Source organism: Neobacillus camarae (assembly GCF_054950115.1).
Genome location: NZ_JBUCKX010000002.1, coordinates 81,704 through 94,019, shown reverse-complemented (window position 1 = coordinate 94,019; position 12,316 = coordinate 81,704). Strand labels below are relative to the sequence as shown.

Annotated in this window: 8 protein-coding genes, 2 tRNA genes and 1 rRNA gene; 10 read left to right on the top strand and 1 reads right to left on the bottom strand. The window is 43.6% G+C overall.

Going from position 1 to position 12,316, the window contains the following annotated elements:
- Positions 1–113: 113 nt before the first annotated feature.
- Positions 114–248, bottom strand: coding sequence for a 50S ribosomal protein L34 (rpmH, locus tag ACY8D0_RS08230; protein ID WP_063255153.1), 135 nt, complete (start codon positions 246–248; stop codon positions 114–116).
- A 935-nt stretch (positions 249–1,183) separates the two neighbouring features.
- Here rpmH and dnaA point away from each other — a divergent pair.
- From dnaA to ACY8D0_RS08180, 10 genes are all read left to right on the top strand, one after another.
- Positions 1,184–2,530: a chromosomal replication initiator protein DnaA gene (gene dnaA, locus ACY8D0_RS08225; RefSeq protein WP_462410036.1), complete on the top strand. Its 1,347-nt coding sequence runs from the start codon at positions 1,184–1,186 to the stop codon at positions 2,528–2,530.
- Positions 2,531–2,726: 196 nt separating this feature from the next.
- On the top strand, positions 2,727–3,863 hold the full coding sequence (gene dnaN, locus ACY8D0_RS08220) for a DNA polymerase III subunit beta (protein ID WP_462410035.1): 1,137 nt from the start codon (positions 2,727–2,729) through the stop codon (positions 3,861–3,863).
- Positions 3,864–3,989: 126 nt separating this feature from the next.
- Complete coding sequence (gene yaaA / locus ACY8D0_RS08215) at positions 3,990–4,205, top strand: S4 domain-containing protein YaaA (RefSeq protein ID WP_462410034.1); 216 nt, start codon at positions 3,990–3,992, stop codon at positions 4,203–4,205.
- 18 nt (positions 4,206–4,223) lie between these two features.
- Positions 4,224–5,342: a DNA replication/repair protein RecF gene (gene recF, locus ACY8D0_RS08210; RefSeq protein WP_462410033.1), complete on the top strand. Its 1,119-nt coding sequence runs from the start codon at positions 4,224–4,226 to the stop codon at positions 5,340–5,342.
- A gap of 13 nt (positions 5,343–5,355) precedes the next feature.
- On the top strand, positions 5,356–5,604 hold the full coding sequence (gene remB, locus ACY8D0_RS08205; RefSeq protein WP_462410032.1) for an extracellular matrix regulator RemB: 249 nt from the start codon (positions 5,356–5,358) through the stop codon (positions 5,602–5,604).
- Between the two features lie 57 nt (positions 5,605–5,661).
- The gene (gene gyrB, locus ACY8D0_RS08200) at positions 5,662–7,584 is read left to right on the top strand and encodes a DNA topoisomerase (ATP-hydrolyzing) subunit B (RefSeq protein ID WP_462410031.1); all 1,923 of its coding nucleotides are present in this window, start codon (positions 5,662–5,664) and stop codon (positions 7,582–7,584) included.
- 90 nt (positions 7,585–7,674) lie between these two features.
- Positions 7,675–10,200 (top strand): DNA gyrase subunit A, encoded by a 2,526-nt coding sequence (gyrA, locus tag ACY8D0_RS08195; RefSeq protein ID WP_462410030.1) that lies wholly within the window; start codon positions 7,675–7,677, stop codon positions 10,198–10,200.
- Between the two features lie 244 nt (positions 10,201–10,444).
- A 16S ribosomal RNA gene (locus ACY8D0_RS08190) occupies positions 10,445–11,995 on the top strand.
- A gap of 93 nt (positions 11,996–12,088) precedes the next feature.
- A tRNA-Ile gene (locus ACY8D0_RS08185) sits at positions 12,089–12,165 on the top strand.
- 17 nt (positions 12,166–12,182) lie between these two features.
- Positions 12,183–12,258 (top strand) — tRNA-Ala (locus tag ACY8D0_RS08180).
- The last annotated feature ends 58 nt before the right edge of the window (positions 12,259–12,316 follow it).

Here is a 12,316-nt window from a genome sequence, read left to right as displayed (position 1 = left end):
TTTCTATGTAGGTATAGTTTTCTTATGTTTAGTTTAGACAAAGCGCCCAGTAGGAAAACCTGGGCGCGCTTCTGCTTTTCTTTAAAAAAAGACCACTGAGACGTTTCAGTGGTCTAAGCTGATAATACTTTTCTTCCTTTTTGGCGACGGCGAGCAAGAACCTTACGTCCGTTTGCTGAGCTCATGCGACTGCGGAAACCGTGAACTTTGCTGTGCTTACGCTTATTTGGTTGATACGTTCTTTTCATTATATGACACCTCCCTGAGGAATTGCTGTGCAAATTGTAATAGACAGTCTTATATATTATAAAGAGGCAGACTAGAAATTGTCAACCACTGTCCTGATATTGTTCCTTTTCCAATTTTTCCTTAGCGGGAACCATTTAGATCCTCTTTTAAAATTTCCTGACTGCTCCAAGCTCCTGCTCTTTTAGTATTTTCTAGCTACAGCACCCAGCGCCTAGTGTCCATTGTGCATTTCCCTGCGATAAGTCAGCATCGGCTATCTCTGCTCTACTTGTTTCCTTTTTCCCGTTCAACGGGCAGTAGATTCTCAACTGCCCGTAAGAACCCGATTGGTTTAACTAACAATCAGCGAGAAAAACATTCGCTGATTGAAGTTTAACCTTATCTCAGTTGGAGCGCTCCAGGTCATATGACGCCGACCAGGGCACTTCCGCTTTTCGAGGTTGTGGATAATTTTTTCGACATTTTTTTCGTTATCCACACAAGATATTGACAGGTTTTTCACAAACTATCTACCTGTGGACAATTTTTATTCACAACCAGATTACTTGTGGATAAACTTTGAAAAACCATTGCATGACACGGTATTATTTGATATTATATTTGTGTTTTCACTCTGAATAACTTGAACCGGCATCTTCGTTATCCACAGATTGTGGATAACATGTGGACAGTTTATTCAGGGGTTCTGTAAAAAGTTGTCCACAAGGGGTGGATATTGTCGAAACTCCACTTTTATTCCTTATTATATGTTTTCCACAATCACTGTTTCGTATAATGATAATTTCATAGCCTTTATTATATGCAAAAAGCACTTATTTCATTACTTTTTATAAAAATGCGCAGCAGCGAAAAAACTATTTATATCGGAAATAATATCGATGGAGTATCAACTAACCACAGAAATATTAGCCATTTTTTAAAGGAGGGATACTAGTTGGAAAACATTGCGGATCTTTGGCATGCAGCCCTGGCCAATATTGAGAAAAAAATCAGCAAACCCAGCTTTGATACTTGGCTCAAATCCACAAAAGCCCATTCCCTTCAAGGAGATCTGCTTGTCGTAACAGCCCCCAACGAGTTTGCGCGGGATTGGCTGGAGGAGCGATATTCTCAATTGATTTCCGGAATCCTCTACGAAATTACCGGAGAAGAACTTGCCGTAAAGTTCATTATTCCGCAAAATCCGAAAGAGGAAGAATTTGAAATCCCAGCGCCGGCGAAAAAGGGTAAAAAAGACGATGATCATACTGATTTTCCACCCAGTGTCTTAATTCCTAAATATACTTTTGATACATTTGTCATCGGGTCTGGCAATCGTTTCGCCCACGCAGCATCCTTGGCAGTGGCGGAAGCACCAGCAAAAGCTTATAATCCGCTATTTATCTATGGGGGTGTTGGACTGGGGAAAACTCACTTAATGCATGCCATTGGGCACTATGTACTGGAGCATAATCCATCCGCCAAAGTGGTTTATTTATCATCTGAAAAGTTTACAAACGAATTTATTAATTCGATTCGTGACAACAAGGCTGAGAATTTCCGCAATAAATATCGAAACGTGGATGTCCTTTTGATAGATGATATTCAATTTTTGGCCGGAAAAGAATCCACCCAAGAGGAATTCTTCCACACCTTTAATAGCCTGCATGAAGAAAGCAAGCAAATTGTCATTTCCAGTGACCGCCCGCCAAGAGAAATTCCAACATTGGAGGACAGGCTCCGTTCCCGGTTTGAATGGGGTCTGATTACGGATATCACTCCGCCTGATCTGGAAACAAGGATTGCCATCTTAAGAAAAAAGGCAAAGGCAGACGGATTGGATATCCCGAATGAGGTCATGCTATACATCGCCAATCAAATTGACTCGAACATTCGGGAACTTGAAGGCGCATTGATTCGTGTTGTCGCTTATTCATCCTTAATTAACAAGGATATTAATGCCGATCTCGCAGCAGAAGCATTAAAAGATATTATCCCTAGCTCAAAGCCCAAAGTGATTACCATACACGAAATCCAAAAGGTTGTCGGCGAGCATTATAGTATCAAGCTGGAGGACTTTAAGGCTAAAAAACGGACAAAATCAATCGCTTTTCCAAGGCAAATCGCTATGTATTTATCGCGTGAATTGACCGATTACTCGCTCCCTAAAATTGGAGAAGAATTTGGCGGCAGGGACCATACAACCGTCATCCATGCCCATGAAAAAATTTCAAAGCTGCTCCAAACGGACCCGCAGCTGCAAAAGCAAATGAAAGAACTAAATGAATTGTTGAAAATCTAGTCAACATGTGAATAACTCAAACCAATTCATGCACAGTCTGTCCACATGTGGATAGGCTGTGTTTCCGTGTTTAACTAATAGTTATCCACATATCAACATACCCTACTAGTACTTCTACTGTTTTTTTTAAAAAAATAATAAATAAATATATATGCCATAGGCTTTAAAAAATTACTTAAATCGGAGGATATAAAAAATGAAATTTATCATCCAACGGGATCGTCTGGTACAAAGTGTTCAAGATGTCATGAAAGCAGTCACCTCACGAACGACTATTCCTATTCTGACCGGTATCAAAATTACCGCCACTGCAGAAGGAGTCACATTAACCGGGAGTGATTCTGATATTTCAATTGAATCGTTTATTCCAAAAGAGGAAGCTGGCAATGAAATTGTTGAAATTAAACAACCAGGTGCCATTGTTTTACAGGCTAAGTTCTTTAGTGAAATCGTAAAAAAACTGCCAACGGCCTCGGTGGAGATTGAAGTATTGAACCACCTGCAAACAGTGATTAGATCCGGTAAGTCCGAGTTCAATCTAATTGGGCTGGATGCAGAGGAATACCCTCACCTGCCGCAAATCGAAGAAAACAATAAGTTCCATATTGCAGCAGACTTGTTAAAGGCAATGGTCCGCCAAACCTATTTTGCAGTGTCCACCTCAGAAACACGACCCATCTTGACAGGTGTAAACTGGAAGATTGAGAATGGGGAGTTAACCTGTATTGCAACAGATAGCCACCGTTTGGCGCTCAGAAAAGCAAAGGTCGAAATAGAGAACGATGAAAGCTACAATGTGGTCATTCCAGGCAAAAGTCTGAATGAGTTAAGTAAAATCATTGATGATTCCAGTGATTTTATTGATATTGTCATTACAGAAAACCAAATTCTGTTTAAAGCAAAACATTTATTATTTTTCTCAAGGCTGTTGGAAGGAAACTATCCTGATACTTCCCGGCTAATCCCTACTGACAGTAAAACCGATATTACAGTGAACACAAAGGAATTTCTTCAGGCTATTGATCGGGCATCGCTCTTAGCGCGTGAAGGCAGAAATAATGTGGTCAAGCTATCGACAATCGACAGCGGCATTATCGAAATCTCGTCGAATACACCAGAAATCGGTAAGGTTGTCGAAGAAATCCAAAGCGAATCGATTGAAGGAGAAGACTTAAAAATTTCCTTCAGCGCAAAATTTATGATGGATGCATTGAAAGCTCTTGAGGGACAGGACATCCGCATTAATTTCACGGGAGCCATGCGTCCATTTGTCATCCGTCCTCTTCATGATGAAACCATCCTGCAGCTGATTTTGCCGGTAAGAACATACTAGAAAACATTACCAAAGTGAGATAAGCCACCCCTGCTGGTGGCTTTGTTTTTAGTTCCCCTTTGTATCTATCCGAGATTTTTAGTAAAATAAAGTATTGAGACCATTTAAAGAAATGAGGGTGACAATTTGCCTGAACAGATAAAGCTCGAAACCGAATTTATTACTTTAGGGCAGTTTTTAAAGCTCGCGGATGTCATTTCAACTGGTGGAATGGCAAAATGGTTTTTAAGTGAACATGTTGTGTTTATTAATGGCGAACAGGACCAAAGACGGGGCAGAAAACTGCGTGCCGGTGATAAAATCAAAATTCCTGGCCATGGAGAGTTCGTGATTACCCAGTAATTAAAGGATGACGTCTGCATGCATATTGAAAGCCTAGCATTAACTGATTATCGAAATTATGAGGAATTGTCCATTGAATTTGAAAATAAAGTAAATGTCATCTTAGGCGAAAATGCCCAGGGGAAAACAAATGTCATGGAATCCATTTACGTCTTAGCCATGGCTAAATCACATCGAACCTCAAATGATAAAGATCTTATTCGCTGGGATCAGGATTATGCTAAAATAGAAGGTAGGGTTCAAAAACAGCACAGTTCCTTGCCGCTGCAATTAGTGATATCCAAAAAGGGAAAAAAAGCAAAGTTGAATCATATTGAACAGCAAAAACTAAGTCAATATGTTGGGAATATGAACGTAGTGATGTTTGCTCCCGAAGACCTTAATTTAGTAAAGGGAAGCCCTCAGATCCGCAGGCGATTTATAGATATGGAAATTGGCCAGATATCACCGATTTACTTACATGATATGAGTCAATATCAAAAAATACTCCAGCAGCGCAATCATTTCCTGAAGATGATGCAAATCAAAAAACAGACTGATGAGACCATGCTCGAAATTTTAACCGAACAGTTTATCCAGATGGCGGTAAAAATTGTCCGGAAACGTTTTGAGTTTCTTTACATGCTTGAAAATTGGGCAAAGCCCATCCACCAAGGCATATCTAGAGGACTGGAAAAACTCGAAATCAGCTATAAACCTTCGGTGGAGGTATTAGAAGACCAAGATTTGTCGAAAATGGTAGCAAGCTTTGAAGAAAAATTTGCAAAAGTAAAATCAAGAGAAATCGATCGAGGAACCACACTTTTCGGCCCCCATCGGGACGACTTGCTGTTTTTCGTGAATGATCGGGATGTCCAAACGTTTGGCTCGCAAGGCCAGCAGCGTACGACTGCCTTGTCCGTTAAACTGGCGGAAATTGAGCTGATTTATTCAGAAATGGGAGAATATCCGATTCTGTTATTGGATGATGTTTTATCAGAATTGGATGATTACCGTCAGTCCCATTTGCTTAATACCATTCAAGGGAAGGTTCAAACCTTTGTGACAACCACAAGTGTTGATGGCATTGACCATCAAACGTTAAAGGAAGCAGCCACTTTTGAAGTGGCGGCAGGCACAATCAACAAAGTTCATTGAGGTGGGAACGAACATGTATCTTCATATCGGGGAAGATCTCAATATTAGAGCAAAAGATATTATCGCTATTTTGGATAAAGAAAGTGCCAATAATTCGGAGCTGGTTGAAGAATTTCTCAACCATCACCAAAAAAAAGTAATCAATCTTTCAAAAAACCCTTATAAATCGATTGTGATTACCTTCGATAAAGTCTATTTGTCCCCGATCGCTTCCGGTACTTTGAAGAAGCGTTCCAGCCAAATTTATATAAATGAATTCTAAGTTTATTTATTTTTGATAGAGTAATTTCGGCAGAAAGCGCAGGTGATTCAAGTGACAATGGATCAAAAATCAGTTCAGGAGCATGAGTATGATGCAAGCCAGATACAAGTGCTTGAAGGCCTTGAGGCAGTTCGGAAACGGCCTGGCATGTATATTGGTTCGACAAGCAGCAGAGGCCTGCACCACTTGGTGTGGGAGATTGTGGACAACAGTATTGATGAGGCGCTCGCTGGCTACTGTACTGAAATCAATGTCATGATTGAGGAAGACAATAGCATTACAGTAAAGGATAATGGCCGTGGTATTCCAGTAGACATCCAAGAAAAAATGGGCCGGCCAGCTGTTGAGGTTATTATGACCGTGCTCCACGCCGGAGGAAAGTTCGGCGGCGGCGGCTATAAGGTTTCTGGCGGTCTTCATGGTGTAGGGGCATCCGTAGTTAACGCTTTGTCCACTTACCTGGAAGTGTATGTCCATCGGGATGGAAAAGTCTATTATCAAAAATATGAACGCGGTGTGCCAGCTGCCGATTTAAAAGTGATTGGTGAAACGGACCAGACTGGTACGATTACCCATTTTCAACCTGATCCTGAAATTTTTACGGAAACATTGGTATACGATTATGACATTCTTGCGACAAGGATCCGTGAACTGGCTTTCTTAAACCGTGGTTTAAGAATCACGATTGAAGATAAACGGGTAGAAAATAAACAGCATGAGTACCACTATGAAGGCGGAATTAAATCCTATGTGGAGCATTTAAACCGCACAAAAGAGGTCGTTCACGAAGAGCCGATTGATGTAATCGGGGAACGGGACGGAATAAGCGTTGAGGTGGCCCTTCAATACAACGAGGGTTATACCGAAAGTATCTATTCCTTTGCAAATAATATCCATACGTATGAAGGCGGAACGCATGAATCCGGGTTTAAAACGGCCCTGACAAGAGTCATTAATGACTATGCCCGAAAAAATGGCCTAATTAAAGAAAATGATGGCAACCTCAGTGGTGAGGATGTCCGAGAAGGACTGACTGCAATTATCTCAGTCAAGCACCCTGACCCGCAATTTGAGGGACAAACAAAAACCAAGCTCGGCAACTCTGAGGTTAGTACAATCACCAATACTGTTTTTTCAACTGCATTTGATAAATTTTTATTAGAGAATCCCTCAGTGGCCAAGAAGATTGTGGATAAGGGATTAATGGCTTCAAGGGCAAGACTTGCAGCCAAAAAGGCACGGGAACTAACACGTAGGAAAAGTGCCCTTGAGGTATCTAGTTTGCCCGGAAAATTAGCTGACTGTTCTTCAAGAAAACCAGAAGAAAGTGAATTGTACATCGTTGAGGGAGATTCAGCGGGAGGTTCGGCAAAGCAAGGGCGTGACCGGCACTTCCAAGCCATTTTGCCGTTGCGCGGTAAAATCTTAAACGTTGAAAAAGCGCGTCTAGATCGAATTCTTTCCAACAACGAAGTCAGGGCAATGATCACGGCGATTGGAACCGGAATAGGAGAAGAGTTTGATATTGCCAAAGCCAGATACCATAAAGTTGTCATCATGACCGATGCCGATGTGGATGGCGCCCACATTCGCACACTTCTTTTGACCTTTTTCTATCGTTACATGCGTAAAATCTTAGAAGCCGGCTATGTCTATATTGCCCAGCCTCCATTATATAAAGTGCAGCAAGGCAAACGCATTGAGTATGCCTACAATGATAAAGAGCTGGATAAAATTTTTGCCGAGCTGCCAAGCCAGCCAAAGCCAAATATTCAGCGGTATAAAGGTTTGGGAGAGATGAATCCTGAGCAATTATGGGAAACAACCATGGACCCAGCAACAAGAACTATGCTTCAGGTAAGTCTCGAAGATGCTATAGAGGCAGACGAAACCTTTGAAATGCTTATGGGTGAGAAAGTGGAACCACGCCGTAACTTCATTGAAGAGAACGCGCAGTACGTTAAAAATCTAGATATATAATTCATCTACAGAAATTAAGGGTAGCGGGTTGACCACTATCCTCCTTTTCTTTTTTAGTTAACAAGGGAATCCAATCAGGAGGTACCAAAGATGGCAGAAACACCAAGTTCTCAAATAAAAGAAATTAATATTAGTCAGGAAATGAGAACTTCATTTCTTGACTATGCAATGAGCGTTATTGTTTCTCGTGCCCTTCCGGATGTCCGGGATGGATTAAAGCCGGTTCACCGCCGTATTCTTTATGCTATGCACGATCTTGGAATTCATGCGGACAAACCTTATAAAAAGTCGGCACGTATCGTTGGGGACGTTATCGGTAAATATCACCCGCACGGAGACTCTGCGGTATATGAAACCATGGTCCGGATGGCCCAGGACTTCAACCAGCGTTACATGTTGGTGGACGGACATGGTAACTTCGGTTCTGTGGACGGCGACTCTGCAGCCGCCATGCGTTACACGGAATCCAGAATGTCCAAAATCTCGATGGAATTATTAAGAGATATTAACAAAGATACGATTGATTATCAAGATAACTATGATGGTGAAGAGAGGGAACCTGTCGTATTGCCTGCACGCTTCCCTAACCTGTTGGTAAATGGCACAACAGGTATTGCAGTTGGAATGGCCACCAATATTCCACCGCATCAGCTTGGTGAAGTCATTGATGGTGTTTTGGCATTAAGCCACGACCCTGACATTACCACTCAAGAGTTGATGGATATCATTCCGGGTCCTGATTTCCCGACCGGAGGGATTATTCTTGGCCGCAGCGGTATCCGCAAGGCCTATGAAACAGGCCGTGGTTCCATTACACTAAGGGCCAAAGTAGAAATTGAGCAAAAGTCCAACGGGAAAGAAACCATCATCGTCCACGAAATCCCTTATCAAGTCAACAAAGCAAAACTGATTGAGAAAATTGCTGAATTGGCCCGTGATAAAAAGATTGAAGGCATTACGGATCTTAGGGATGAGTCCGATCGCAGAGGGATGCGGATTGTTATTGAGGTCCGCAAAGACGCCAACGCGAATGTCATTTTAAACAATTTATATAAACTAACCGCTTTGCAGACAAGCTTTGGAATCAATATGCTAGCGCTTGTTAATGGACATCCTAAGGTATTGAGCCTGAAGCAGTGCATCAGCCATTACCTCGACCACCAAAAGGTCGTAATCCGCAGGAGAACTGAGTTTGAACTGCGTAAAGCAGAGGCACGTGCCCACATTTTAGAAGGATTGCGTGTCGCGTTAGACAACTTGGATGCTGTCATTAGTTTGATCCGCAACTCCCAAACAACTGATATCGCCCGTGAAGGCTTAATGACCCAGTTCAACCTTTCCGAGAAGCAGGCACAGGCTATTCTTGATATGCGTCTGCAACGGTTAACTGGTTTGGAACGGGAAAAAATTGAAGAAGAATATCAAGGGCTTGTAAATTTAATTGCAGAGTTAAAAGCGATTTTAGCCGATGAAGAAAAAGTACTTGAGATTATCCGTGAAGAATTGCTCGAAATCAAAGAACGCTTCAATGATAAACGCCGTACTGAAATTGCTTCAGGAGGCTTCGAAAATATTGAGGATGAAGACTTGATTCCAAGGGAAAATATTGTCATTACCCTAACCCATAACGGGTATATCAAGCGTCTTCCGGTCTCCACCTACCGCGCTCAAAAACGGGGCGGAAGAGGGATCCAAGGCATGGGTACGAATGAAGATGACTTTGTGGAACATCTCATAACAACATCCACACATGATACAATTTTGTTCTTTACGAATAAAGGCAAGGTATACCGTTCCAAAGGTTATGAGGTTCCGGAATACAGCCGGACTGCGAAGGGGATCCCGATTATTAACCTGCTCGGAATTGAAAAAGGTGAGTGGGTCAATGCTATTATCCCTGTTGAAGATTTTGTTGATGACTGGTTCTTGTTCTTCACGACAAAAGAGGGGATTTCCAAGCGTTCGCCATTATCTTCATTTGCCCATATCCGCAACAACGGACTTATTGCCTTAAGTCTGCGTGAAGGGGATGAGTTGATTTCCGTACGTATGACAGACGGAAGCAAGGAAATCATCATTGGCACAAAAAATGGCATGTTAATCCGCTTCCCTGAAACGGATGTAAGATCAATGGGCCGTACCGCTACGGGTGTTAAAGGTATTACACTTGACGCAAACGATGAAGTGGTTGGCATGGAAGTGCTAGAAGAGAACAATGACGTATTGATTGTCACCAAAAACGGCTACGGAAAACGGACCCCGGCAGTGGAATACCGGATTCAAGGCAGAGGTGGTAAGGGAATCAAAACGTGCCACATTACCGAGAAAAACGGAAATCTCGTTTCGATGCGTGCGGTTACGGGTGAAGAGGATTTAATGTTAATTACAACCGGCGGTGTGCTGATCAGAATAGATGTAGCCGGCATCTCCCAATTAGGCCGAAATACGCAAGGGGTTAAACTCATTAGCCTAAGAGAAAATGAAAATGAATACGTTGCTACCGTTGCCCAGGTGGAAAAAGAGGAACAAAGTGAATCGGATGAAGAGGATTTCCCTTCTGAAAACAAACCAGAAGAAACCCAACAATCCGACTTACCTGAGGAAAATGAGGAATAAACATGAAAAAGGGACATCCTATTGGATGTTCCTTTTTTTATACCATTCACTTTGTAAGATCATCATCATATAAATTCACAAAAAGATGTTGACTTATAGTGAACCGGGTGGTATATTAATAAAGTCGCTTATGAGTGACGGGAAAATTGGTCTTTGAAAACTAAACAAACAAATACGTCAACAATAAACATTCGTTTCTTTCGAAACGAAGCCAACGTTTTAACTTTTATGAGCTATATCAACTTTCTTGGAGAGTTTGATCCTGGCTCAGGACGAACGCTGGCGGCGTGCCTAATACATGCAAGTCGAGCGAATCTTAAGGTGCTTGCACCTTTTGGTTAGCGGCGGACGGGTGAGTAACACGTGGGCAACCTGCCTGTAAGACTGGGATAACATCGGGAAACCGATGCTAATACCGGATAATTTCTTTCCTCACATGAGGAAAGGTTGAAAGTCGGTTTTTAGCTGACACTTACAGATGGGCCCGCGGCGCATTAGCTAGTTGGTGAGGTAACGGCTCACCAAGGCGACGATGCGTAGCCGACCTGAGAGGGTGATCGGCCACACTGGGACTGAGACACGGCCCAGACTCCTACGGGAGGCAGCAGTAGGGAATCTTCCACAATGGACGAAAGTCTGATGGAGCAACGCCGCGTGAGCGATGAAGGCCTTCGGGTCGTAAAGCTCTGTTGTTAGGGAAGAACAAGTATCGGAGTAACTGCCGGTACCTTGACGGTACCTAACCAGAAAGCCACGGCTAACTACGTGCCAGCAGCCGCGGTAATACGTAGGTGGCAAGCGTTGTCCGGAATTATTGGGCGTAAAGCGCGCGCAGGCGGTCCTTTAAGTCTGATGTGAAAGCCCACGGCTCAACCGTGGAGGGTCATTGGAAACTGGGGGACTTGAGTGCAGAAGAGGAAAGCGGAATTCCACGTGTAGCGGTGAAATGCGTAGAGATGTGGAGGAACACCAGTGGCGAAGGCGGCTTTCTGGTCTGTAACTGACGCTGAGGCGCGAAAGCGTGGGGAGCAAACAGGATTAGATACCCTGGTAGTCCACGCCGTAAACGATGAGTGCTAAGTGTTAGAGGGTTTCCGCCCTTTAGTGCTGCAGCTAACGCATTAAGCACTCCGCCTGGGGAGTACGGCCGCAAGGCTGAAACTCAAAGGAATTGACGGGGGCCCGCACAAGCGGTGGAGCATGTGGTTTAATTCGAAGCAACGCGAAGAACCTTACCAGGTCTTGACATCCTCTGACACTCCTAGAGATAGGAATTTCCCCTTCGGGGGACAGAGTGACAGGTGGTGCATGGTTGTCGTCAGCTCGTGTCGTGAGATGTTGGGTTAAGTCCCGCAACGAGCGCAACCCTTGAGATTAGTTGCCAGCATTCAGTTGGGCACTCTAATCTGACTGCCGGTGACAAACCGGAGGAAGGTGGGGATGACGTCAAATCATCATGCCCCTTATGACCTGGGCTACACACGTGCTACAATGGATGGTACAAAGGGCAGCGAAGCCGCGAGGTGAAGCCAATCCCATAAAACCATTCTCAGTTCGGATTGCAGGCTGCAACTCGCCTGCATGAAGCCGGAATCGCTAGTAATCGCGGATCAGCATGCCGCGGTGAATACGTTCCCGGGCCTTGTACACACCGCCCGTCACACCACGAGAGTTTGTAACACCCGAAGTCGGTGGGGTAACCGTAAGGAGCCAGCCGCCTAAGGTGGGACAGATGATTGGGGTGAAGTCGTAACAAGGTAGCCGTATCGGAAGGTGCGGCTGGATCACCTCCTTTCTAAGGAATATGCAGTCCTTACGGACTGATAAGACGTTGACCTCTGTTTTGTTTGTTTAGTTTTGAGGGACCAATCCTCAATAGTTTAAATGTGGGCCTATAGCTCAGCTGGTTAGAGCGCACGCCTGATAAGCGTGAGGTCGATGGTTCGAGTCCATTTAGGCCCACCATTTTATATTTTCATAACGGGGCTTTAGCTCAGCTGGGAGAGCGCCTGCTTTGCACGCAGGAGGTCAGCGGTTCGATCCCGCTAAGCTCCACCAAAATCGTTCTTTGAAAACTGGATAATCGTATAGAAGAAACCAAGTAAAACCGAGTAAT